General features: G+C 68.7%; 26 protein-coding genes. 10 read left to right on the top strand and 16 right to left on the bottom strand.

Features of this window, described 5'->3' with window-relative positions:
* Both M7D61_RS02110 and M7D61_RS02115 read left to right on the top strand, forming a co-directional pair.
* A partial coding sequence (locus tag M7D61_RS02110) for a M48 family metalloprotease (RefSeq protein ID WP_298227108.1) occupies positions 1 to 196 on the top strand: 196 nt, incomplete at its 5' end.
* A 195-nt stretch (positions 197 to 391) separates the two neighbouring features.
* Positions 392 to 1,909, top strand: coding sequence for an HNH endonuclease signature motif containing protein (locus M7D61_RS02115; protein ID WP_298227110.1), 1,518 nt, complete (start codon positions 392 to 394; stop codon positions 1,907 to 1,909).
* Here M7D61_RS02115 and M7D61_RS02120 read toward each other — a convergent pair.
* Positions 1,885 to 2,058, bottom strand: coding sequence for a hypothetical protein (locus M7D61_RS02120; RefSeq protein ID WP_298227112.1), 174 nt, complete (start codon positions 2,056 to 2,058; stop codon positions 1,885 to 1,887). The genes M7D61_RS02115 and M7D61_RS02120 overlap by 25 nt on opposite strands.
* 34 nt (positions 2,059 to 2,092) lie before the next feature.
* Complete coding sequence (locus M7D61_RS02125; RefSeq protein ID WP_298227114.1) at positions 2,093 to 3,412, bottom strand: crosslink repair DNA glycosylase YcaQ family protein; 1,320 nt, start codon at positions 3,410 to 3,412, stop codon at positions 2,093 to 2,095.
* A 28-nt stretch (positions 3,413 to 3,440) separates the two neighbouring features.
* Between M7D61_RS02125 and M7D61_RS02130 the strand changes: the two genes are divergently transcribed.
* Complete coding sequence (locus M7D61_RS02130) at positions 3,441 to 4,646, top strand: AI-2E family transporter (RefSeq protein ID WP_298227116.1); 1,206 nt, start codon at positions 3,441 to 3,443, stop codon at positions 4,644 to 4,646.
* 23 nt (positions 4,647 to 4,669) lie between these two features.
* Positions 4,670 to 5,911: a threonine ammonia-lyase gene (ilvA, locus tag M7D61_RS02135; protein ID WP_298227118.1), complete on the top strand. Its 1,242-nt coding sequence runs from the start codon at positions 4,670 to 4,672 to the stop codon at positions 5,909 to 5,911.
* A gap of 72 nt (positions 5,912 to 5,983) precedes the next feature.
* Here the strand turns inward: ilvA and greA are convergent, their stop codons facing one another.
* Together greA and M7D61_RS02145 are read right to left on the bottom strand one after the other, a co-directional pair.
* Positions 5,984 to 6,478, bottom strand: coding sequence for a transcription elongation factor GreA (gene greA, locus M7D61_RS02140; RefSeq protein ID WP_298227120.1), 495 nt, complete (start codon positions 6,476 to 6,478; stop codon positions 5,984 to 5,986).
* A gap of 11 nt (positions 6,479 to 6,489) precedes the next feature.
* Positions 6,490 to 6,879, bottom strand: a complete 390-nt coding sequence (locus M7D61_RS02145) for a DUF4307 domain-containing protein (RefSeq protein WP_298227121.1) — start codon at positions 6,877 to 6,879, stop codon at positions 6,490 to 6,492.
* A 42-nt stretch (positions 6,880 to 6,921) separates the two neighbouring features.
* On the opposite strand from M7D61_RS02145, the gene mca reads away from it, so the two are divergent.
* Genes mca through uppS form a run of 3 tightly spaced genes read left to right on the top strand, consistent with a single transcriptional unit; the run spans position 6,922 to position 8,877 of the window.
* Entirely contained in the window at positions 6,922 to 7,794 is an 873-nt protein-coding gene (gene mca / locus M7D61_RS02150) for a mycothiol conjugate amidase Mca (RefSeq protein WP_298227123.1), read from the top strand.
* Entirely contained in the window at positions 7,791 to 8,102 is a 312-nt protein-coding gene (locus tag M7D61_RS02155; RefSeq protein WP_298227126.1) for a hypothetical protein, read from the top strand. The genes mca and M7D61_RS02155 overlap by 4 nt, the downstream gene beginning before the upstream one ends.
* Complete coding sequence (gene uppS, locus M7D61_RS02160; protein WP_298227129.1) at positions 8,095 to 8,877, top strand: polyprenyl diphosphate synthase; 783 nt, start codon at positions 8,095 to 8,097, stop codon at positions 8,875 to 8,877. The genes M7D61_RS02155 and uppS overlap by 8 nt, the downstream gene beginning before the upstream one ends.
* A 176-nt stretch (positions 8,878 to 9,053) precedes the next feature.
* On the opposite strand, the gene M7D61_RS02165 is transcribed toward uppS, so the two are convergent.
* Positions 9,054 to 9,818 carry a glucose 1-dehydrogenase gene (locus M7D61_RS02165; RefSeq protein WP_298227131.1) on the bottom strand — a complete coding sequence of 255 codons (765 nt, stop codon included), beginning with the start codon at positions 9,816 to 9,818 and terminating at the stop codon, positions 9,054 to 9,056.
* A 327-nt stretch (positions 9,819 to 10,145) separates the two neighbouring features.
* Between M7D61_RS02165 and M7D61_RS02170 the strand changes: the two genes are divergently transcribed.
* On the top strand, positions 10,146 to 11,438 hold the full coding sequence (locus tag M7D61_RS02170; protein WP_298227157.1) for a PhoH family protein: 1,293 nt from the start codon (positions 10,146 to 10,148) through the stop codon (positions 11,436 to 11,438).
* 144 nt (positions 11,439 to 11,582) lie between these two features.
* On the opposite strand, the gene M7D61_RS02175 is transcribed toward M7D61_RS02170, so the two are convergent.
* From M7D61_RS02175 to xseA, 5 genes are all read right to left on the bottom strand, one after another.
* Positions 11,583 to 12,989 carry a class II fumarate hydratase gene (locus tag M7D61_RS02175; protein WP_298227133.1) on the bottom strand — a complete coding sequence of 469 codons (1,407 nt, stop codon included), beginning with the start codon at positions 12,987 to 12,989 and terminating at the stop codon, positions 11,583 to 11,585.
* 63 nt (positions 12,990 to 13,052) lie between these two features.
* A complete protein-coding gene (locus M7D61_RS02180; protein ID WP_298227135.1) occupies positions 13,053 to 13,691 on the bottom strand; it encodes a carbonic anhydrase in 639 nt (212 codons plus the stop codon).
* A complete protein-coding gene (locus M7D61_RS02185) occupies positions 13,688 to 14,347 on the bottom strand; it encodes a DUF4245 domain-containing protein (protein ID WP_298227137.1) in 660 nt (219 codons plus the stop codon). Before M7D61_RS02185 ends, M7D61_RS02180 begins: the two co-directional genes overlap by 4 nt.
* A 2-nt stretch (positions 14,348 to 14,349) precedes the next feature.
* The gene (locus M7D61_RS02190; RefSeq protein ID WP_366083708.1) at positions 14,350 to 14,583 is read right to left on the bottom strand and encodes an exodeoxyribonuclease VII small subunit; all 234 of its coding nucleotides are present in this window, start codon (positions 14,581 to 14,583) and stop codon (positions 14,350 to 14,352) included.
* Positions 14,584 to 14,593: 10 nt separating this feature from the next.
* Positions 14,594 to 15,892, bottom strand: a complete 1,299-nt coding sequence (xseA, locus tag M7D61_RS02195) for an exodeoxyribonuclease VII large subunit (RefSeq protein WP_298227141.1) — start codon at positions 15,890 to 15,892, stop codon at positions 14,594 to 14,596.
* A gap of 73 nt (positions 15,893 to 15,965) precedes the next feature.
* Here xseA and M7D61_RS02200 point away from each other — a divergent pair, with 73 nt between their 5' ends.
* Positions 15,966 to 16,997 carry a 4-hydroxy-3-methylbut-2-enyl diphosphate reductase gene (locus M7D61_RS02200; RefSeq protein WP_298227160.1) on the top strand — a complete coding sequence of 344 codons (1,032 nt, stop codon included), beginning with the start codon at positions 15,966 to 15,968 and terminating at the stop codon, positions 16,995 to 16,997.
* The gene (locus M7D61_RS02205; RefSeq protein ID WP_298227143.1) at positions 16,994 to 17,590 is read left to right on the top strand and encodes a DUF6264 family protein; all 597 of its coding nucleotides are present in this window, start codon (positions 16,994 to 16,996) and stop codon (positions 17,588 to 17,590) included. The genes M7D61_RS02200 and M7D61_RS02205 overlap by 4 nt, the downstream gene beginning before the upstream one ends.
* 138 nt (positions 17,591 to 17,728) lie before the next feature.
* Here the strand turns inward: M7D61_RS02205 and fbaA are convergent, their stop codons facing one another.
* From fbaA to M7D61_RS02235, 6 genes are all read right to left on the bottom strand, one after another.
* The gene (gene fbaA, locus M7D61_RS02210; protein WP_298227145.1) at positions 17,729 to 18,754 is read right to left on the bottom strand and encodes a class II fructose-bisphosphate aldolase; all 1,026 of its coding nucleotides are present in this window, start codon (positions 18,752 to 18,754) and stop codon (positions 17,729 to 17,731) included.
* A 39-nt stretch (positions 18,755 to 18,793) separates the two neighbouring features.
* Positions 18,794 to 20,167 (bottom strand): DNA recombination protein RmuC, encoded by a 1,374-nt coding sequence (locus M7D61_RS02215; protein ID WP_298227147.1) that lies wholly within the window; start codon positions 20,165 to 20,167, stop codon positions 18,794 to 18,796.
* A gap of 47 nt (positions 20,168 to 20,214) precedes the next feature.
* On the bottom strand, positions 20,215 to 20,799 hold the full coding sequence (locus M7D61_RS02220; RefSeq protein ID WP_298227149.1) for an exonuclease domain-containing protein: 585 nt from the start codon (positions 20,797 to 20,799) through the stop codon (positions 20,215 to 20,217).
* A 474-nt stretch (positions 20,800 to 21,273) separates the two neighbouring features.
* Positions 21,274 to 21,966: a hypothetical protein gene (locus tag M7D61_RS02225; protein ID WP_298227151.1), complete on the bottom strand. Its 693-nt coding sequence runs from the start codon at positions 21,964 to 21,966 to the stop codon at positions 21,274 to 21,276.
* A 129-nt stretch (positions 21,967 to 22,095) separates the two neighbouring features.
* A complete protein-coding gene (locus M7D61_RS02230) occupies positions 22,096 to 22,809 on the bottom strand; it encodes an EcoRI family type II restriction endonuclease (RefSeq protein WP_298227153.1) in 714 nt (237 codons plus the stop codon).
* Between the two features lie 6 nt (positions 22,810 to 22,815).
* Positions 22,816 to 23,407: DNA adenine methylase (locus M7D61_RS02235; protein WP_298227155.1), on the bottom strand; the 592-nt coding region annotated here is incomplete at its 5' end.

Here is a 23,407-nt window from a genome sequence, read left to right on the forward strand (position 1 = left end):
ACATCCGGATGCCCTCGAGAGCGCGCTGCAGAAGCTCGCCGACTACCAGCGCCCGATGATCCGCCAGAACACCTCGATGGCGCACCTGTGGATCAACGACCCCAACAAGCCGGGCCTCATGTCGAAGCTGTTCTCGACGCATCCGCCGATCCCCGAGCGGATCGCGCGCCTCAAGAAGATCGGGTCGAGCTTCTAGCGGACGGCAGCCGGCGAAAGACGGCAGCCGGGATGCCGCGGGAGACTCGCGAACGCGAGATGCGCCGCGGCCGCGAAACCCGGCTTGCGGTCGCTTCGAACTTGCTCGTCCGCTACAGCCGCTAGTGAAGTTGTGTTCTATTCCGGCTATGTTTAATGACCGCTGAATATCGTATCTATGAACTAGATTCGCGGAATGGAACTCTTCGCGACGGCCGCGCTGGGCGCGCTCGTCGCGCACGTCGATGCCGTACTGCCCGATGCAGCGGCGATCGGTGTGCTGTCGCGGGACGAGCTGACCGCTGGGGTGGGCCATCTTGCCGCGCTGCGGGCATCCGTCGAGCGGGTAACGGCGTTGTTCGCGGCGGCAATCGCTCGCGAGTCGGGGCGCGAGCTGGGCTCGGCCGGGTTAGCGCAGTCGGCGGGGTTCAACACGCCCGAGCGGCTGGTTCAGCAGTTGACCGGTGAATCCATCGCCCGATCGCGGCGTCTCGTCGAGATGGGGGCACTGCTCGCAGAGCACGCCGAGATGATCCCGGTTGCGGGCGACGACGAGGCGGGTGCAGGTGGTGATGGCTGTGGCGACACGGACAGCAGCGATGCAGACTTCGGTTCGCGGTGGGACGCGCCGATCGCTGCTGCGCTTGGCGCGGGTGCGCTCGGCCTCGAGCGTGCGGACGCCATCCGCGACGGCCTCGGCGCGCCCACTCACGACGGCCTTACTCCGGACTGGCGTCAGGCAGCCCGGCGGCTCGTGGACGATGCCATCCGGTTCGGCTCCACCGTCGAAGAGCTGCGGCGCGACGCCCGGCGCACCAGGGCACGGCTTGACGAGGAGCGCCTTGCTCGCGAAGAGGCGCAACGCTACGAGCTGCGCTCGTGGAAACGCTGGCGGCGCCCTGATGGCATGACCCAGTACACACTGGTCGCCGACCCGCTGTCCGCCGCGACGATCGACGCCGCCGTCGACACCGCACTGTCCCCGCGCACCTCCGGGCCGCGATTCACCACCGCCGAGGAGGCCGCTCGCGCCGTAGAGATCGAGCATGATCCGCGCACGACCGAGCAGTTCGCGTTCGACACGGTGCTCGCCCTGCTCCGCACCGGAATCGGCGCCGACAACGGTGTGGTTTACGGCTCAGCGCGCCCCGAGGTGCGCGTCGTCGTCACCCGCAACGACCTTCGCCGGGCCGCGGCCGCCGAGACCGCCCGCACTGGCAACCGCGCTGACACCGGCGAGCCGAGCGGCAGACGCGCTAGCGTCGGCATTGCGCATATCGACGGGCAGCCGCTGCCGGTCACAGCGCAATCGATCCTCGCGAGCATCTGCGCGGACGGCTTCATCCCTGCCCTCTTCGACGAATCGGGCCGCGCCCTCGACGTCGGAAGGGCCCAGCGCCTCCACACCGATCGGCAGCGCACCGCCCTCGCCATCCGCGACGGCGGCTGCCTCCACCCCGGCTGCGCGAGGCCACCGAGCATGTGCGAGGCACACCACATCACGCCCTGGTCAGAAGGCGGCAGAACCTCGACAGATGACGGCGTCCTGCTGTGCCGTTTCCACCACCTGCTGTTGCACAACACGCGCTCGTGGATCGATCGCGGCGATGACGGCGTCTACTCGTGGCACCACACGCCCACCGGCGAACTGCTCGAACTCCGACCGAAGGGTGCTGCTGCGATTCAGATTCAGGAGATGACGAGCCGCTCGTAGTCGGCGATCACGATGCAGGCTTCGATCGCGGTGCAGGCTTCGATCGCGGTGCAGGCTTCGATCGCGCCGCAGGCTTCGATCGCGCCGCAGGCTTCGATCGCGACGCAGGCTTCGATCGCGCCGATGCGCTTGGCAGCAACCGACCGCACTGTCCCGGCGCGGGTGATCGATCCAACTGATCGCTCACGCGCGCCAGCGGACGGCGGCAGTCAAAGCGGCGACCAGGGTGCCTCGCGCGGTTTCGGAAATCTCGACGCCCTCGAGGCCCTGCCACGCCGCAGCCTCCGCGAGCACCGGCGCGAGCCGTTCCGCGATCGCGCCGGTTTCGGCCTCGCGGCCGCTCTCGACCCACGCGGTCTGCACCCGCAGCACCCCCCTCTGACGGTCGCTCTTGAGGTCGATGCGGCCGACGATCTCGGAGTCCACGAGGATCGGCAGGGTGTAGTAGCCGTATACCCGCTTCGGCGCGGGCGTGTAGATCTCGATGCGGTAGTTCATCCCGAACACCCGCTCGAGGCGGGAGCGCTCCCACACCACCGGGTCGAACGGCGACAGGATGGCCGTCGCCGACACCGTCCGCGGCACCGTCGCCTCGTGCCACAGGTACGCCTTCTCGGGCCGGCCGGCCCTGGTCTGCCAGCCCTCGACCGCTACGGGCACGGCCTCACCGGAATCCACCAGTGCCTGCATGGCTGCGGCCGCGAGCCGCGAGTCGCGCAGCCGGTAGTAGTCGGCGACGTCCTTGACGGTGCCGACGCCGTGGGCGCGCAGGCCCCGGCGCATGAGCTCGAGGTGGGATTCCTCGACACCGACGACCCGGTCGAGCACTGCCGTGGGCAGCACGTGCTCGGGCAGCGCGTAGCGCCTCTCGAAACGCCGGCGCCCCGCCGACACGAGCTCGCCCGAGCGGAACAGGATCTCGAGCGCGATCTTGACGTCGGACCAACCCCACCACGGGCCGCGGCGCACGTTGGCGTCGTGCTCGATCTCGCTCGCCGCGAGCGGGCCGCTCTGACGCACCTCGTCGAGCAGCCAGTCGACGATGCTCGCGTGCTCGTCGCGCCAGCTCTGCTCCCACCAGGCGCGCTTGCCCTCCCGGAACGAGTCGTGGCGGAATCGGAACAGCGGCCAGTCCTCGGCGGGCACGAACGCCGCCTCATGCGCCCAGAGCTCGAGGAATCCGCCAGTCGAGGACGGGTGCGTCGGCGTGAACAGCAGCCGGTCGAGCACCGCCCGGTCGTACGCCCCGAGTCGCGCGAACAGCGGAAGATAGTGCGAACGCTCGAAGACGTTGACGGAGTCGATCTGCAGCAGCCCCAGCCGGCCGATGGCGGTGCGGAGCCGCCGCTCGCTCGCAGCGCCCGGCCGTTCGACCGTGGAGCCTTGCGCGCGCGAGGAGCGCGCAGACGAAAAGCCCTGCGCGCGCGAGGAGCGCGCAGACGAAAAGCCCTGCGCCGCCAGGGCGACGCGACGCGCCTGCGCCGCACTCAAACCCTCAGCCACGTCACCGACATTACTTAGACTCGCTGACATGGCCCGCCGTCCCCGTGATGCCGTCTCGTTCCTCGCCCGCTTCGGCCGGTCGTCACACAGCGTGGATCCGGTGAGAACCGCTGATTCGAGCATCCCGCAGGGTGTCATCGTGGCTGGTGCGTGGTCGTGGCGCCTGCTGCTCATCGCCGCCGCCGCGCTGGGGTTGATCTGGCTCATCCTCCAGGTCAAGGACATTGCGATCCCGTTCATCATCGCAGTGCTGATCTCGGGTCTCCTCGTCCCGTATTCGAACTGGATGCAGCGGCACCGTGTGCCGCGCTGGCTCGCGGTCGCCCTCGCCTTCCTCTCCGCGCTGGTCGTGGTCACCGGGCTCATCTTCCTGCTCAGCAACCGCGTCAGCGCTGAGGCGCCGCACCTCGACACGCAGATCCGCGACTCGCTCTCCGGGCTGTCCGTGTGGCTGCAGGGCCCGCCGTTCAACTTCTCCTCCGTGCAGATCGAGGGCTACATCGACAAGATCACGGCGTCGTTCAAGTTCGACAACGCCTCACTGCTCAGCGGCGCGCTCACCGTGGGTTCGACCGTGGGCCATGTCCTCACCGGCGTGCTCCTCACCTCGTTCTCGACCCTGTTCATCCTCATCGACGGCGCCGGCATCTGGGCCTGGATCGTGCGCATCTTCCCGAAGAAGGCGCGCGCCGCGATCGATGGTGCGGGCCAGGCCGGATGGCTCACCCTCATGAGCTTCGCGCGCGTGCAGGTGCTCGTCGCCTTCATCGACGCCCTCGGAATCGGGCTCGGCGCCTTCTTCCTCGGCCTGCCGCTCGTCATCCCGATCAGCGTGCTCGTGTTCTTCGGGTCATTCATCCCCATCGTCGGTGCTGTCGTCACCGGCGCCGTCGCCGTGTTCATCGCGCTCGTGTTCAAGGGCTTCTGGTTCGCGATCATCATGCTGGCCGTCACAGTGCTCGTGCAGGAGATCGAGGCGCACGTGCTGCAGCCCCTCATCATGGGCACCGCCGTCAAGGTCCATCCGCTCGCAGTGGTCCTCGTCGTCGCGGGCGGCTCCTACCTGGGGGGCATCTCCGGGGCGCTCTTCGCTGTTCCCATCGCGGCGACGGTCAACGTGGTGATCCGGTACATCGCGAGCGGTGCCTGGCGCGAGGAGGCGGCGGCGGCGCGCGCCGCAGCCTCCTTCTCCCAGATCTGGAGAACGGTGCCGCGCAAGGCGCCGTGGCAGTAACCGGCCGCCCTAGACTTTCGCAGGTGACGGACACCTACCTCGGCCCCAGTATCGACGAGATCGAGCAGGCGCGCGAGGTCGTCGGCGCCGTCGCCCACGTGACGCCGCTCGAGGTGTCCGGATTCCTCGGCGACGTGCTCGGCGCGCCGGTCTACCTCAAGGCCGAGAACCTGCAGCGCACCGGCGCCTACAAGATCCGCGGCGCCTACTACCGCCTGTCGCGGCTCAGCCCCGAGGAGCGCGAGCGCGGCGTCGTGGCCGCCTCGGCCGGCAACCACGCCCAGGGTGTCGCGCTCGCCGCGCAGCAGCTCGGCATCGCTGCGACGATCTTCATGCCGCGGGGCGTGGCGCTGCCGAAGCTCCAGGCGACGCGCGGCTACGGGGCGGATGCCGTGCTGCACGGCCCCACGTTCACCGAGACGCTGGAGGGCGCGATCGAGTTCGCCGCCGCGACCGGGGCGGTCTTCATCCCGCCGTACGACCACGAGGACATCATCACCGGCCAGGCGACGCTCGGCCTGGAGATCCTCGACCAGCTGCCGGCAGCGCAGACCATCATCGTGCCCATTGGCGGAGGCGGGCTCGCCTCCGGTGTCGCTCGCGCGGCCAAGCTCCGCGCCGAGGCCGAGGGGCGCAGCATCCGCATCATCGGCGTCCAGGCCGAGAACGCGGCGTCGTTCCCGCCCTCGCTCGCGGCCGGCGAGCCGGTGACGAAGCCCCTCGAGCCGACCATCGCCGACGGCATCGCGGTCGCGCGGCCGGGGGACCTCACCTTCCCCATCATCCAGGCGTACGTCGACGAGGTCGTCACGGTCACCGATGACGATCTCGCCCGTGCGCTGCTCGTGCTGCTGGAGCGGGCCAAGCTCGTCGCCGAGCCGGCGGGGGCGGCCTCCGTCGCCGCGATCCTCGCCGGCAAGATCGCGCCCGCGGGGCCGACGGTCGCCATCGTCTCGGGCGGCAACATCGATCCGCTGCTCATGCAGCGCGTCATAGCCCACGGTCTCGAGGCGTCCGACCGCTACCTCACCCTGCGCATCATGCTGCCTGACCGGCCGGGCCAGCTCGCGACGATCGCCGACACCCTCGCCGAGGCGAACGCGAACGTCATCGAGGTCATGCACACCCGTCACCACAGCGGATTGCAGATCAGCCAGGTCGCCCTCGACATCTCGGTCGAGACGCGCGGCTCCGAGCATCGCGCCTCGGTCATCCGCCATCTGCGCGAGGTCGGCTACGACCCCAAAGTCGTCATCGTCGACTGAGGACGCAGGGCCGACCGCGTTCGGCGGCGCGCGGGCGCACCGCGGTGCGCTGGACCGCCGCTCCGGGCGAAGTCACGCCCCGGTCCAGGTCTCGACCTTGAGGATCTCGACCGCGATCTCGCGGCCGTTCGGGGCGGTGTAGGAGGTCGTCTCGCCGATCTTGAGGCCCAGGATCGCCGCCCCGAGCGGGCTCGCCTCGCTGTAGACCGAGTACTCGGAATCCCGAGCGATCTCGCGGTGCCCGATGAGGAAGGTGTCCTCGCCGCCGCCGATGACCGCCGTGACGAGCGTGCCGGGCTCGACGACGCCGGTGCTCTGCGGCGCGACGCCGACGCGGGCGTGCTTGAGCAGGTTCTTGAGGGTGAGGATGCGCCCCTCCTGGACCGCCTGCTGGTCCTTGGCCGCGTGATAGCCGCCGTTCTCCTTGAGGTCGCCCTCGGAGCGCGCCAGCTCGATGCGCTTCGCGATCTCCTCGCGGCCGGTGGTGCTGAGGTACTCGAGCTCGTTCGCGAGTCGGTCGTACGCCTCCTGCGTGAAGAAGTGGGCACCGGTTTCGGGGGCAGACATAACGAGAAAGTCTAGTTGGCCCAGCACGTGTCGAGCGACGCTGCGACGGGCGTCTCGTACGTCGTGACCGCGACCGTGACGGATTGCGTCGTGGCTGAGCCCATCGGCACATCGACGACCTGGTAGCCCACGACCGTGAAGGCGAGGTTCTGCGCCTCGATCCCGCAGGAGGCTTCGGTTCCGGCGGGGGCGTGCACGGTGAGCGAAACCGAGACCTCGTGGTCATTGACGATCTGGGTGCCGCCGACCGCGCCGGTGAGGCTCGTCGCGCTGGGTGCGAGACCGACCCAGACCGCCCAGACGATCATGACGACCGCGATGAAGGCGCCGAGGCCGATGAACAGCCAACGGGTGCGGAACAGCCGAGCGGGGGTGTTGCCGTAACGGCCGGCGAGAGTCACGCGGGTTCCTTGCAAAATGGGCGGTCTAGTCTTGTCAACGATATGACCAGACGCCTCATGGCGGTGCATGCGCACCCTGACGACGAGTCGAGCAAAGGGGCTGCGACGTACGCCCACTATGCCGCAGGCGGCGCCGAGGTGATGATCGTGAGCTGCACGGGCGGCCAGCGCGGCAGCATCCTCAACTCAGCTGTCGAGGCCGTCCCGCTCGCGCACCGCGACCTCGCGGGCCTCCGCCGCCTCGAGATGGCGGAGGCCGCGCGCATCCTCGGGGTCGGCCAGCGCTGGCTCGGCTACTACGACAGCGGGATGCCGGCCGACGGCGAGCCCCTGCCGCCGAACTCGTTCGCGACCATCCCGCTCGAATCCTCGGCGGCGCCGCTCGTGACGCTCATGCGCGAGTTCCGCCCGCACGTGCTCATCGCCTACGACGAGAACGGCGGCTATCCCCACCCGGACCACATTCGCGCGCACGAGGTCGCGGTGTACGCGCGCGACGCCGCGGCCGACCCCGGCCGGTACCCAGATGCCGGGCGGGCGTGGCGCATCCCGAAGCTCTACTACGATCGCATCCACAGCGCGAAGCGCACCCGCGCGGTCTACGACGCGCTCGCTGCGACCGAGCCCGAGCATCCTCTGCTTGCCGAGTTCGAGCGCTTCCGGAGCCGAGGCGAGGGCACCTCGTTCCTCGGCACGACCCAAGTGGCGGTCGACGCCTATTTCGATACGCGGGATGCGGCGCTGCGCGCCCATGCCAGCCAGGTTCCGCCCGACAGTCCGTTCTTCTTCTGGCCCAACGACGTGCAGCGCAAGGCGTGGCCGTGGGAGGACTACCAGCTCGTCGATTCCGAAGTGGAGACCAGTGTGCCCGAGACCGACCTGTTCGCCGGCATCCCTGTGGCGGCGCTCGCATGAGCGCCTTCTGGCATCTCGCCGCGCTCCTGGCCGACACCCCGGTGCCGTCGCCGTCGGCGACGGTTCCCAACCCGGATTCCGTGACACCGGGCCCGTGGGGCTTCATCGCCATCGCCGCCGTCGGCATCGCGACGGGCCTTCTCATCTGGGACATGACGCGTCGGGTGCGCCGCGTGCGCTACCGCGCCGAGGTCAAGACGAAGCTCGACGCCGAGGAGCTCGCCGCGCGCGAGGCCGAGTTCCGGGGTCCTGCGTCGAGCGCGTCGGCGACGCCCGAACCGAAGGACCCGGACCAGCACGATGGCTGATGTCGGCCGCGGCATCCTCTACGGCGCCTACCAGACCAGGCTGCGGCATCAGCTGCACTCGCTGCCGAAGGAGGCGCTGCCGCGCCATGTCGCGATGATCGTCGACGGCAACCGCCGCTGGGCTCGGCAGGTCGGCTTCTCGAGCGCCGAGCACGGCCACCGCGCGGGCGCTGCGAAGATGATCGAATTCGTCGACTGGTGCGACGACCTCGGCATCGGCACCGTGACGCTGTACCTGCTCTCGAGCGACAACCTCTCGAACCGCTCGGCGGAGGAGCTCGCGGCACTGTCCGACATCATCGCCGGGCTCGCGCTGGAGTTCGCGCGCCACGACGACTGGGTCGTGCAGCATGTCGGCCGGTCGGAGGGATTGCCCGAGGCGCTCTGCACAGCGCTGGAGACCGCCGAGGCGGAATCCGCCGCCCATCACGGCCTGCACATCAATCTCGCCGTCGGCTACGGCGGCCGTAAGGAGATCGTCGACGCGATGCGCTCGATCGTCGCCGCGCACCGCGCGGAGGGCCGCAGCCTCGATGACCTCGCCGACACGCTCACGCCGGAGCTCATCGGCGCGCACCTCTACACCGGCGGCCAACCCGACCCGGATCTCGTCATCCGCACCTCCGGCGAGCAGCGCCTCAGCGACTTCATGCTGTGGCAGGCCGCGCACAGCGAGTTCTACTTCGTCGAGGCTCTCGGCCCCGACCTGCGCGAGGTCGACTTCCTCCGCGCGATGCGCGACTACACGCGTCGCGAGCGGCGCCACGGCGGCTGAATCGAAACGAGGTCCGCGTTTCGTCGTGCAGGCGATTCGCGCACTCGCCCAGCCGTGGCGATTCGGCGGCGGGCGCACCGGATCGCGCGGCTGACGCTCGACGGCGGACCCTGCGGGTCGCCGCCGTCAGCCGTCAGCCGAAGGCAGACCCGCGCCCGGCAAGGCTCGACGCGGATTCACACCGCCGTGTAGCCGCCGTCGACGACGAGCTGGCTCCCCGTGATGAAGCTCGCCTTGTCGCTGAGCAGGAACACGACGAGGTTCGCGACCTCGTCGGCACGGCCGAGCCGGCCGATCGGGTGCTTCGAGACGAGGAGGTCGTAGAACTCCTTCGGGGTGCCGGCGAGCAGCGGGGTGTCGATGTAGCCCGGATGCACCGAGTTGACCCGGACGCCCTGCGCCGCGTACGTCGCCGCGGCGGCCTTCGTCAGGCCGGCGATGCCGTGCTTCGCAGTCGTGTACGCCGCGGCGAGCGGCTCGGCGACGAGACCGAGGATGGAGGAGTTGTTGACGATCGCCCCGCCGCCGGCCTTGAGGATCTCCGGGATCTCGTAGCGCAGCCCGTAGAACACGGAGTCGAGATTCACCGCGGTGAGGTTCTTGTAGGCGGCGAATCCGTCGGAGTCGTCGTAGTCGCCGATCGGGCCCTGCGGGCCGCCGATGCCGGCGTTGTTGAAGGCGTAGTGCAGGGCGCCGTAGGTCGACACGGCGAAATCGACCGCCGCCTTGACATCCTTCGGGTCACCAACGTTGCCGCCGATGGCGGCCGCGGTGCCGTCTGCGGCCGTGATCTGGTCGACGACCGCCTGCGCGGTGTCGACGCGGAGGTCGTTGACGACGACCTTGGCCCCTTCGGCGGCGAGCTGCAGGGCGACCGCCTCGCCGATTCCCGAGCCGCCGCCGGTGACCAGCGCGATCTTGCCATCGAAGTTCTTACCCATGACCTGGCTCCTTTGTCCGGGCCTGTCGCCCGTTGGTTAACGACAGCACAGCACATTGCGGAGTGCCGCGCTTCCATGGTGGCGCCACTGAGCGAGATCGGCGGATGAATTTCGTCTGGCGTTCTTTCGTCCGGGGGGCTCCAGGACTTCATGTCCTCGTAACGTGCAAAGCGCGTGTCGGAGCAATCCCGCTGCCTGGCCGGTCCTACTTTGGTGCGCAACAGGCATTCCGCCTCACGAACAGGAGTGGTTGTGGCATCAGCACCGACGGAGAAGCCGGCAGCTCGACCCGAAGGAGGAACCCGCAGGACACCAGCCCACGAGGACATCGAAACGACCGAGGTCGCTGAGCGCACGTATGTGCTCGACACCTCGGTCTTGCTGTCTGACCCCAAGGCGATGTTCCGCTTCGCAGAGCATTCCGTGGTCATCCCCGTGGTGGTGATCAGCGAGCTCGAGGGCAAGCGCAACGACCCCGAGATCGGCTACTTCGCCCGTCAGGCGCTGCGCTACCTCGACGACCTGCGCGTCGAGAACGGTCGACTCGATTTTCCGGTGCCGGTCGGCGACGGCGGATCGCTCCACGTCGAGCTCAACCACTCGAACATGACGGTGCTGCCGAGCGGCATGCAGCTCGGCGACAACGACGCGCGCATCCTCGCCGTCGCGATGAACCTGCACAACGACGGCCTCGCCGTCACCGTGGTCTCCAAGGACCTGCCGATGCGCGTCAAGGCGTCGTCGATCGGCCTCCCCGCGGAAGAGTATCGCGCCGAGCTCGCCGTCGACTCCGGCTACACCGGTACCGCCGACATCGACCTCTCGTCGGGCGAGATGGCGAAGCTCTACGATCGCGAGTCGCTGAAGTCGTCGGCGGTGTCCGGATTGCCCGTCAACACGTCTCTGGTGGTGCACTCGGACCGCGGCTCCGCCCTCGGGCGCGTCATCGCCGAAGGCGAGTTCAAGCTCGTGCGCGGCGACCGCGACGTGTTCGGCGTGCACGGCCGCTCGGCCGAGCAGCGCCTCGCCATCGACCTGCTGCTCGACCCCGAGGTCGGCATCGTGTCGCTCGGCGGCCGCGCCGGCACCGGCAAGTCGGCTCTGGCGCTCTGCGCCGGTCTCGAGGCGGTCCTGGAGCGGCAGCAGCACAAGAAGATCATGGTCTTCCGCCCCCTCTACGCTGTCGGCGGCCAGGAACTCGGCTACCTCCCGGGCGACCAGGCCGAGAAGATGAATCCCTGGGGCCAGGCGATCTACGACACGCTCGGCGCGCTCGTCAGCGAGAACGTGTTGGACGAGATCGTGGAGCGCGGCATCCTCGAGGTGCTGCCGCTGACGCACATCCGCGGCCGCTCGCTCCACGACGCGTTCGTGATCGTCGACGAGGCGCAGTCGCTCGAGCGCAACGTGCTGCTCACGGTGCTCTCGCGCGTCGGCCAGAACTCGCGGGTCGTGCTCACCCACGACGTCGCCCAGCGCGACAACCTGCGCGTCGGGCGGCATGACGGCGTCGCCTCGGTCATCGAGACCCTCAAGGGCCACCCGCTCTTCGGCCACATCACGCTCACCCGCTCGGAACGCTCGGCGATCGCCGCCCTCGTGACGGAGATGCTCGAATAGCCGCACGCGATCGTGCGCCTTCGGGCTGAGATTCGGCGCGACGCGCCGTTGCCGATTCGCAACGCGCCGCTTCCCCGTCCGGATTTCAGCCCGAAGGGCCGCGATGTGCGCGGGTAGCGCGTGGCTGCCGCGCTTCGACCAGACCTACGGGTGCGTCATGCTCAGCACGTCGAGCTTCTCGTCGAGTTGCGCCTCGGTGATCTCGCCGCGCTCGACGTAGCCGAGGGCGATGACGGCCTCGCGGATCGTGAGGCCCTCCTTCACCGAGTACTTCGCGATCTTGGCCGCCGCCTCGTAGCCGATGATCTTGTTGAGCGGGGTGACGATCGACGGCGACGCCTCGGCGAGGAAGCGGGCGCGCTCGACGTTCGCCTCGAGGCCCGAGATCGTCTTGTCGGCGAGCACCCGCGACACGTTCGCGAGCAGGCGGATCGACTCGAGCAGCGCGTTGCCCATCACCGGGATGGCGACGTTGAGCTCGAACGCGCCGGTGGCACCTGCCCAGGCGATGGTCTGGTCGTTGCCGATGACGCGCGCGGCCACCATGATCGTCGCCTCGGGGATGACGGGGTTGACCTTGCCCGGCATGATCGACGAGCCCGGCTGCAGGTCGGGGATGTGGATCTCGCCGAGGCCGGTGTTGGGGCCGGAGCCCATCCACCGCAGGTCGTTGCTGATCTTGGTGAGCGATACGGCGATGACGCGCAGCGCGCCGGATGCCTCGACGAGGCCGTCGCGGTTCGCCTGCGCCTCGAAGTGGTCGCGGGCCTCGGTGATCGGCAGCCCCGTCTCGTCGACGATGAGCTTGATGACCTGCTGGGGGAAGCCGAGCGGGGTGTTGATGCCGGTGCCGACGGCCGTACCGCCGAGCGGCACCTCGGCGACGCGCGGCAGCGCCGCCTGGACGCGCTCGATGCCGTAGCGGATCTGCGCGGCATAGCCGCCGAATTCCTGACCGAGGGTGACGGGGGTGGCGTCCATGAGGTGGGTGCGGCCCGATTTCACGACGCCCGCCCACTCGGATGCCTTCGCCGCAAGCGCCTCGGCGAGGTGCGCGAGCGACGGCACGAGGGTCTCGAGGAGGGCCTGAGTGACGGCGATGTGCACCGACGTCGGGAAGACGTCGTTCGACGACTGCGAAGCGTTGACGTGGTCGTTGGGGTGCACGGCGCTGCCGAGCCGGCCGCTGGCGAGGCTGGCGAGGACCTCGTTCATGTTCATGTTCGACGACGTGCCCGAGCCCGTCTGGTAGACGTCGATGGGGAACTCGTCGTCGTACTTGCCGGTGATGACCTCGTCGGCCGCCCAAGCGATCGCGTCGGCGATGGCGCCGTCGAGAGTGCCGAGCGCCTTGTTGGCGAGCGCGGCGGCCTTCTTGATGCGGGCGAGCGCGGCGATCTGCGCCGACTCGAGGCCGCGCCCCGAGATGGGGAAGTTCTCGACGGCGCGCTGGGTCTGGGCGGCGTAGAGGGCGTCCTTCGGAACCCTCACCTCGCCCATGGTGTCGTGTTCGATGCGGTATTCGTCTGTTGCCACGGTGTCCTCTTGCATAGCTGGTTTCTGGGGTGGGTGCGCGGGGTTCGAGGTCGATCCGACCGGATCAACCCGACCCGATCAATCCAACCCGATTTTCACGTCGGCGATCGCCCGGCCCTCGCTGAGGCGGTAGTTGGCGCCGACGAGACCGAGCGTGCCATCGGTCACCGCCGTGCGGATGACCGCGCTGCCCGCGAGCAGGTCGTCGACGGTGTCGCGCAGGTGCTCGCGGCCGACGGCGAGGGCGTCGATGCGCGAGACGTCCACCGGCCCGAAGCCCTCGGCACCGGCAACGCGGCGCACCGCCGGGACGATGGGACGGATGAGGTGGTCGACGTTGGGGCTCAGCTGCGGGGCATCGGGGGACTGCGAGTCGATGGCCGTGCGCACCGCACCGCACTCGTCGTGGCCGAGCACGACGATGAGCGAGACGCCGAGCACGCCGACGGCATAGTCGAGCGAGCCGAGCACCGAGTCGGAGGCGACCTGGCCGGCGTTGCGCACGACGAAGGCGTCGCCGAGCCCGAGGTCGAAGACGATCTCGGCGGCGAGGCGCGAGTCGCTGCAGCCGAAGATCGCGACGAACGGGGATTGCCCGCCGACGAGGTCGCCGCGGCGTTCGACGTCCTGCCGGGGGTGTTCGGGCACCCCGGCCACGAATCGCTCGTTGCCCGCCTCGAGCGCCGCCCACGCGGCGGAGGGAGACGGGTGGGTCACTTTGAGCCGAGCCCGCGCAGCGTGCCCTGGATGCCGTCGATGACGGTCGTCATCTGCGCAGGGGCGGCGGTGCCCGAGATGACGAGAGTGCTGCCGAGGCCCTGATAGACGAGGCCGTAACTGGTCCGCTTGCCGGGGGTCTGGCCGTCGCGATTGTCGTAGACGACCCATTGCGCCCCGCCGATCGTCGCCGTACCGGTTGCGATGACGTCGTCGAGGGTGTCAGCCACCCAGGTGTCGTCGGCGTGGAACCCCTGGTCGACCGACACGTACTTCTGGTCAGGCGTGATGAAGCCGAGGTGCCAGACGTCGACACCGGTCGCTGGGGCGCCGGGCGTGGTCGACGCGGGGGAGAACGTCGCGGCGTTGGCCGACCAGCCGGTCGGCAGCACCGGGTCGGCGAGCGGCACCGACTCGACCGCGCCGGCCTGCTGGACGAGTTGGTGCCAGTCGATGGCCGGAGTCTGCGGAGACGTGGGGCGAGGCACGATGAGGACGATGACCGCGACGACGGCGAGCGTCGCGATGAGCGCATAGACGAGGTTGGAGAACGTCTGGCGGTCGCGGTGCAGGCGCGACGACTCGGCGCGGCGCGCGGCTTCTTCTGCGGGCGTCTCGGGACGGCCGAGCTCGGCGACGATGGGGCGATCGGCCATGGCTACTGGGCGGACCCGCCTGGCTGCGCACTGGCGCGAGCCGCGTCGAGGCGCGCCTTGGCGCCGATCAGCCACTCCTCGCAGCGCGTGGCGAGCGCCTCGCCGCGCTCCCACAGCGCAAGCGAGTGCTCGAGGGTCGCAGCGCCCTGCTCGAGCTCGGCGACGATCTTGACGAGCTCGTCGCGCGCCTCTTCGTAGGAGAGGCCGGCGACGTCGGCTGGTTGGGGGGCTGCCACGGCGATCATTCTACTTCTGCGCTCCGACAGCGCTCTGGCCGCGGGATTCCGCCGCGAACGCGCCGTCCGCGACGGTGACGCTCAGCTCGGCGCCGGCTGGCGCATCGGCGACCGTGCGGACCGCGCGGTCGCCCGCCTGCACGATGGCGTAGCCGCGCTCGAGGGTCGACTTCGGGCTCAGGGTGCGCAGTCGCGCGGCGAGCTCGCGCACCGTGACTTCGGCGCGCTCGACGGTGAGGTTCGCGAGCTCGGAGCCGCGTACCACCCAGCGCGCGAGGTCCTCAGCGCGGGAGTCGACGATCCAGCCGGTGGTCTGAAGCGCTGGCCGCGACCGCAGCTGTGCGATGCGGTCGGCTTCCGTTGCGACGAGGGTGAGCAGCCGCTTGTGCATGCGGGCGCGCGCCTCGGCGATGAGCGCCCGCTCCTCTTCGACGTCAGGGACGACGCGCTTCGCGGCATCCGTCGGAGTCGAGGCACGCAGCGAGGCGACCTCGTCGAGCAGCGGCCGGTCGGCCTCATGCCCGATCGCCGAGACCAGCGGGGTGCTGAGCGCCGCCGCGGCGCGCACCAGGGTCTCGTCGCTGAACGGCAGCAGGTTGAGGAAGTCGCCGCCGCCGCGGGCGACGATGATGACATCGACCTCGGGGTCGGCGTCGAGCTGCCGTATCGCGGCCGTCACCTCGGCGGCGGCGCGCTCGCCCTGCACCGCGGTGTACACGGTGCGGAACTGGACCTCGGGCCAGCGCAGCCGGGCGTTCGTCTTGACGTCCTTCTCGGCATCCGAGTCGCGCCCGGTGACGAGCCCGATGAGATGCGGCAGGAACGGCAGCCGCTTCCTGCGGGATGCGTCGAACAGGCCCTCGCCGGCGAGCTGGCGCCTGAGGCGTTCCAGCCGCTCCAAGAGGTCGCCGAGGCCGACGTGGCGCAGCTCGTAGCCGATCATCGACAGTTGGCCGCCGGCGACCCAGTAATCGGGCTTGACGAGGGCGACGATGCGGTCGCCGGCCTTGAACTCGTCGGCGAGCTTCGCGGCGGTGCTCGACCACACCTTGAGGTCGAGGTAGACGTCGGCCTCGAGGTCCTTGAGCTTGGCGTAGACGTTGCCGCGGCGGTCGTTCCACTGCGTAAGCTCGCCCTCGACCCATACCGCGCCGAGGCGGGCGATGTAGTTGTGCAGTTCGTTGCCGAGGCGTGCGACCGGCCACGGCGACTCGGCGGTGGCGGCGCCGGACCGCGCGGCCGACCCGGTTCGCGCATCCGTCTCAGCGGATACGGGGTCAGCGGATACGGGGTCAGCACTGTCGGTCATCGCGCCCCCTTCTCGGCCGCTCTTATGCCCGCCGACCTAGGATGGCCACGTGAGCGAGACCATCAGCCTGGGAGTGCCCCGCGTGCCAGGCGCGACGGGCAGACTCAAGGATATCCCGGGGGTCGGACAGAAGCGGGTGCTGCTCGCCTCGCCCCGCGGCTACTGCGCCGGCGTCGACCGCGCGGTCGTGGCCGTCGAGAAGGCGCTCGATCGTTACGGCGCGCCCGTGTACGTGCGCAAGCAGATCGTCCACAACAAGCACGTCGTCGCCACCCTTGAGGCGCAGGGCGCCGTCTTCGTCGACGAGGTCGACGAAGTGCCCGAGGGCGCCCACGTCGTCTTCAGCGCCCACGGCGTCGCGCCGAGCGTCGTCGCAGCCGCGGAATCCCGCGGCCTGAAGGCGATCGACGCAACCTGCCCGCTGGTGACGAAGGTCCACCGCGAGGCGGTGCGCTTCGCCCGCGACGATTTCGAGATCCTGCTCATCGGCCATGCCGGCCACGAGGAGGTCGAGGGCACCGCGGGCGAGGCCCCGGGCAACGTCACGCTGGTCGGCTCGCCGGATGCCGCTGCCGCGGTCGTGGTGCGCGATCCCGACCGGGTCGTGTGGCTCTCCCAGACCACCCTGTCGGTCGACGAGACGATGGATACGGTGCGCAGGCTGCGCGAGCGCTTCCCGAACCTGCAGGATCCGCCGTCCGACGACATCTGCTACGCCACCCAGAACCGGCAGGTCGCCATCAAGAAGGTCGCGAAGGAGGCCGATGTCGTCATCGTCGTCGGCAGCGCGAATTCCTCGAATTCGGTGCGCCTCGTCGAGGTCGCCCTCGAATCCGGGGCGAAGGCCGCCTACCGGGTCGACTACGCGAGCGAGGTCCGGCAGGCGTGGCTCGACGGCGCGGCGACGGTCGGCGTGACGAGCGGGGCCTCCGTGCCGGAGGTGCTCGTCGAGGAGGTTCTCGCCGCGCTCGCGGATGCCGGCTACGGCGATGTCGCCGAAGTCCGCACCGCCGAGGAGGACCTCGTCTTCTCGCTGCCGAAGGAGCTGCGCCGAGACGAATCCGGCGCCCGCGACGAGCGCGCCCTGGGAGGTCGCAGCCGATGAGCGAGAAGCGCGAGCAGCCGCAGTTCGGCGAGTACGCCACCCCTGAGGAGCAGCGGGCGGCCATCAGGCAGCCGCTGCCCGGGCAGTTCGACGCACCGGAGGCCCAGGCCACCCCTGCGGACGCATCGTCGCCGCCGACCGCGCCGCCGCCGACCGCACCGCGCGTGCTGCCACAGGGGATGCTGCCGGGCTCGACACTGCCGGCTGCTCAGCGGCCGCGTTTCGCCGACAGGATCTTCACGTTCGTCCTGCTCGGGGTGGGCCTCGTCGACGTCATCCAGTCGTGGCTCGCGGCGCCTGCCTACGCGCAGGCGATCTCGGAGACGCTCGCTACCCTCAACGTCACAGTGTCGCCGCAGGCCGTGCCGGGTGCGGCGGGCTTCGTCGTCGCGATCATCGGCTCGGTGCTCTGGCTCATCGTCGCGGGGCTCTCGTGGCTGAGCGTGCACGTGAACCGCATCAGCTTCTGGATTCCGCTCGCCGGGGGCGCGCTGATGAGCGTCGCGACCGCGATCTACCTGATCATCGTTCTGACGTCGAGCACGGGGCTGCAGAACCTCGTGCCCGGCGGCGTCACCGGCACCGGAGTCTAGAGCACCCCCGCTCATCGAGCGGTTGCCGCTGAGGAGGCGGCGGCCCAGCGGATTGCCGCGCGGCGGTCGTCGCCAAAGGCGGGCGAAACGGGCGCAGTCGCCGCCAAGGCGGGCGAAGCGCGCGCATCGAGACGAGGGCTAGGAGGCGCTCTTCCCGTACGAGCCGAGTTCTTGCGTCGCCTCGATGACACGCTTGGCCATCGCGGTCTCCGCGACCTTGCCCCAGGCCCGCGGGTCGTAGCGCTTCTTGTCGCCGACCTCGCCGTCGACCTTGAGGACGCCGTCGTAGTTGGTCAGCATGTAGCCGGCGATCGAGCGGGTGAAGGCGTACTGGGTGTCGGTGTCGATGTTCATCTTCACGACGCCGTTGGCGACCGCCTCGGCGATCTCGGCAGCGCTCGAGCCGGAGCCGCCGTGGAACACGAGGTCGAGCGGCTTGGCCGCGGTGCCGAATGTGGCGGCGATGCCGGTCTGGATCTCGCCGAGCAGCTCGGGGCGCAGTTTGACGTTGCCCGGCTTGTAGACGCCGTGGACGTTGCCGAAGGTGAGAGCGGCGATGTACCTGCCCTTCTCGCCGAGGCCGAGCGCCTCGACGACCTTGGTGACATCGTCGAGGGTGGTGTAAAGCGCGTCGCCGCCGTCGCCCTTGATGCCGTCCTCCTCGCCGCCGACGACGCCGACCTCGATCTCGAGGATGGCGTTGATCGCCTTGGTGCGCTTCAGCATGTCCTCGGAGATGGCGATGTTCTCGTCGAGCGGCACGGCCGAGCCGTCCCACATGTGCGACTGGAAAAGCGGGCCTCGGCCGGCCTTGATCTCGTCCGCGCTGGCGGCGATGAGCGGCAGCACGAAGTCGTCGAGCGCAGGCTTCGGGCAGTGGTCGGTGTGCAGCGCCACGGTGACGGGATAGCTCTTGGCGACCTCGGTCGCGTACTTGGCGAACGCGATCGCGCCGGTCGCGCGGGCCTTGACGGTGTGGCCGGCGAAGTAGTCGGCGCCGCCCGTCGTGACCTGGATGATGCCGTCCGAGCCCGCCTCGGTGAGGCCTTGCAGCACGGCGTTGATCGTCTGCGAGGACGAGACGTTGAACGCCGGGTAGGCGAACCCGCCCCTCTTGGCCTTGTCGAGCAGTTCGGCGTACTGATCCGGGGTTGCGACGGGCACAGCTATCTCCTCGTTGAAAGCGACGTGACGGATTTCACTCTAGAGGGCCGCCGGGGCGGTGTCCTCGCCGAGCGGCGGCGCAATTTCGGGAATTGTTTCCGCATCGGAAACGCTCTCGGCCTCGCCCGCGGTGAGCGCCGCCGGAGCGGCCAGGCGGAAGGCCTCGGCCAGTTCGGCTGCGTCCGCGAGATCGGCGGCGTTGGCGGCATCCACGAGTTCCGGCGCGGCGAGCTCGCGCACCGGTTCCTCGATGGGGGAGGGCTCGGCGATGAGCTCGGCCTTGCGGAACGCGCCGATGCCGCGTGCCTTGGGCAGCACGTTGCGCTCGAGGCTGCCGACGAACGAGTTGTAGTTGTTGACCGTGCTGTGGATGCTTCTGCCGAGTTTCTCCACATGCGCGGCCATGGCGGTGAGCCGGGCATAGAGGTCTTTCGTGAGGTCGAAGAGCTTTGCCGCCTCGTCGGTGAGCGTCGCCTGCTGCCACGAGAAGGCCAGCGCCTTGAGGACCGACCAGAGCGTCACGGGGGAGGCGATCGCGACGTTCCTGCTGAACCCGTCGCGGAGGAGCGCGGGGTCCGTCGACATCGCCGCGGCGATCGCCGACTCGTAGGGCACGAAGGCGATGGTGAGCTCGGGCGAGGCGGGCAGGCCCGACCAGTAGTTCTTGGCGCCCAGCGCGGCGACGTGCTCGCGGAGCACCTTGGCGTGGTCCTTGAGCAGCCCGGCACGCTGTGCGCCCTCGGCCCCGGTCGCCGCGGGGTCGATGTCGGTGGCCTTGAGGTAGGCGTCCAGCGGCACCTTCGAGTCGACTGCGACGCTCTTGCCGCCGGGCAGGTGGATGACGAGGTCGGGGCGGCGCGGCACGCCGTCGACCGAGATGCTCACCTGCGTGTCGAAGTCGACGTGGTCGAGCATTCCCGAGGCCTCGACGAGGTTCTTGAGCTGCACCTCGCCCCAGGCGCCGCGCACGCTGGTGTTGCGCAGAGCGCTCGCGAGGTTCTGGGTGATCGACGTGAGCTGCCGATCGGAGTCGATCGCGGTGCGCAGCTGTTCTTCCAGGCGGCCGTGCTGGGCGCTGCGCTGCACCTCGAGGTCGCCGACCTTCTTCTGCATCGTGTCGAGCGCGTCCTTCACGGGCGCCAGCGCCTGCAGCACCTTGCTCTCGTCCGCCGTGTCGGCGCGGTCGCGCTCGTCGCGCTTCGCGATCTCGGCCTGCAGCTGCTCGATCTGGGCGCGCAGCACCGTCGCCGTCGCCGCGGCGCCTGCTCCGTCGCGCTGTGCCGCGGCGAGCTGCTCGCGCAGCGGCGCCGTTTCGTCGGGCGCGGGCCTGGGCCGGCGCACGAGCAGCGCGAGGAGCGCGCCGATCGCCGCACCGACGAAGATGCCGATGACGAGGGGCAGCACGAAGTCCATGTCTTCAGTGTCCCGCGACCCTCCGACACCGCTCCCGCGGCGCGCGGTTAGGCTGCGATGGCCGGCCGCAGCGCGTTGACCTTGACGCCGGCGGCCTTGGCGAGCTCGCCGATCGTGTCGGCACCGTGCCGCGTCGCGGCGTGCACGATGATCGCTGCGCACGCCTCGGCGTCGGCGAGGGCGTTGTGGTGGTCGAAGTCCTCGAACCCGGCGGCCATCGCCGCGACGGGCAGGCGGTACGAGTCGAGGTGGTAGGTGCGCCTGGCGACCTGGAGGCTGCACAGGTAGTCGATCTCGGGCACGGGGATGCCGGTGGCGACGCATCCGCCTCGGATCACGCCCATGTCGAAGCCCGCGTTGTGCGCGACGAGCGTGTCGCCGTCGCCGAACGCGATCAGATCGGGGAACTGCTCGACCCAGCCCGATGCGTCGGCCACCTGCTCGGGGTGGATGCCGTGGATGCGGATGTTCCACGGCAGGAACTCGTCGTGGCCGAGCGGCGGCTTGATGAGCCAGTAGGCGGAATCCACCACCGCGCCGCCGCGCACCTTGACCAGGCCGACCGAGCACGCCGATGCACTCGACGAGTTGGCCGTCTCGAAGTCGATGGCGGTGAAGTCGAGCCCGGGCACCGACCTATCGTCGCACGCGGGGCGCGGATCGTCGCATGCGGGGCGTGGACCGCCCCCGGTAAGCTGGCGCGTCGTGGCTCTCACGATCGGCATGGTTGGTACCTAACGCACATTGCACCACCGGTGGACAACGGAAAATTGGCTGGTCAGACGGCTGTTCGTTCAGGTGCCTCGTCCGATCCGAAGGAGTTTGAGAGTCCCGACGGTCGCGATACGTTGTGTCATAGACAGCAACGAGATGGCCGCGCACCGGAAGCGATTGGCGACGGCCAGGATGCTCCGCGATCCGACTACACCCGTCGAGCGTGTGCTGGAGTATGGCGATCACCCAGACCCTATGTTCCGCGCAGCCGTTGCTGTGCACCCAGACACGCCCGAGGGCGTGCTTCTTGTGCTGGGGGTGGACCGGGACAGGGGAGTGCGGTGGGAGGCAGCACTCAACTCGCGCACGCCGCTCTTGGAAGTGGCCGAGTTCTATGTCCGAGACGGTCGGGCTGTTCCGAGTGAGGTAGGCGGTGGGCTGCTTGCGCGTCGCAAGGTGGAGCACGACCCCACCTGGCAGCCGCTCCACTGGTACTGGTGAATGGCCGCTCCGGCCTTCGCCTGTGACTTCTTCACGATAGTCTCCACATCGTTGATAAAGACGCCAAGCAGCTCGCCCTGGGGCTGGGTGATCACCGTGTGCCCGAGGTCTTTCCGCATCGCTTTGAGAAGGTCCTCGAACGCGAGCATGAGCGCCGACGCGTCTCCAGGCTTGTGTCGGGACACTTTGCGGAAGCCACTCCAGGCCTGAATCACTCCGCGCGAGCCATAGGTGATGAGCCGCGGGGTGAGGTCGGCGAAGAACTGCAGCATCTCAGGCTCGTGCATTCCCCCGTTCTTCTGTAAGTTCAGCATCTTCATCAGACCGCGCATCATCTCGTCATAGAGCTTCGTCTTGTGTTCGCGGAGTGCAGTTTCGAGAGACCGTCGCCGCTCTAAACTCCGATTCGTGAAGTAGGTGATGATCGGTACGAGAAGGACCCCGACCAGCGCCGCAACGGGCGTCATTGTTTCCGTAGGCAGGGTGAGGAACCACGTCCCCAGCATCCAAAGCCCCCAGCCGACGACATAGATGACCCCAACGACGAGAAGGAGAGCGAAGACGACGCTCAGAGCTTTTCGCACGGTAACCAGCGTAGCGAGCACCCCCGACAGGGCCCCGGGACGCGCGCATCCTATCGAAAGGTCGCCGGGGTCCCCTCAGAAGGCTTCCGGTGAGGGGGAGTGTAGCGATGTGGATGGTTGTTGGTCGGACTACGAGGCGGCTCGCTTGAAGGCGCTCTCGCCGTACTTGGCGAAGTAGTAGTTGATTGCCCGAACGCCTACCTCGGTCATCACGTCAACCATCTCCTGACGAGTCCAGGGCTCCCGACGGAAGAAAAAGCTGCCACGGTTGAAACGACCGTCTTCACCTTCACCGACCACGTTGACCTTATTGAGCTTGCCAAACATGGCGATGGTGCGAACACGGTCCAGGATCGAGCTTCCGTCTTGGAAGTCATAGCCGTAGCCGAAGCATACGAACAGAACAATCCCCTCATCGAGCATCATGGTGCGGAACCCGATCACGTTCTTCCCAAGTCGCTCGATGGCGTTTCCCATCGCCTGTTTCTCTTTGCCTTCAGAGAGCCGAAGATCGTTAGTTCCTTGGTTCTTCACCTCAGTGATAAGGATGGGATATGCCTGCTCGCCGTCGGCTGACAGGGTCGAGAGAATGCCTCCGTCTGGGCTCATCGCAGATCTAGGCAGCGGGTCTTCGAACTCCACCGTCGGGAACGTTGCTCGCAGGTCGCCGACAATCTCGCTCAGCGGGACGCTCTTACGGTGCGCCAGCACGAGCCCGAACTTCTCGATGAGCGCCTCGCTCGCTTCGAGGAACGCCTTGCCGAGCTCGACTTCTTGCTTCGATGACGTGACGTTGATGACCGTTCCGTACCGGTTCTCGCGAAGCCGCGCTTTCTGTGCCACAGCGGGTCAACCTTCTCGGTCGAGCAGGAAGAGATGTTCGTTCACGTGGATCGACCGGTCGCGCAGATTCCGACTTCCTCGGAAGGTGTTGTAGGGAATAACAATCTCATCGACTCGTCCGTGCTGTTCCATCGCAGAGCGCAGGTCAGCGGTCGAGACATACCCCTCCGCGTTGAAAGAGACGAGCAGGAACCTGGCTTTCGTGTCGTGAAACAGGTGGGAAAGCAGTCCCAGAGACTCCTTGCGAACGTTGTATCGTGAGCGATTCCAGTTCACCGGAATACCCGACACTTCACTGAACTCTTCGGGCCGCTCGTAGTCGACGAGAAGGTTCAGCATGAAATAGTTCGATCCGTAAGGGTGCTGGTTATACGGCGGATCGATGTAAACCAGATCGAAGTCGCTAGCGTCGGCGACAAGCTCGTTAGCGTCGCGCTGGTAGACCTCGTGCTCGGAGACTGCCCGACTCAAGATCGGCACCTCGAGGCGGATCGGTTCTAAAATCCGCGTGAGCGCATCTGCGCCCGCTCCACCGAACCTCCCGACTCCTGTGTTCTTGTCCTTGTAGAAGCCCTTGAACACGCCGGAGGTATTCGCG

Origin of the sequence: Gryllotalpicola sp. (genome assembly GCF_027352875.1) — a bacterium.
GTDB lineage: Bacteria > Actinomycetota > Actinomycetes > Actinomycetales > Microbacteriaceae > Gryllotalpicola.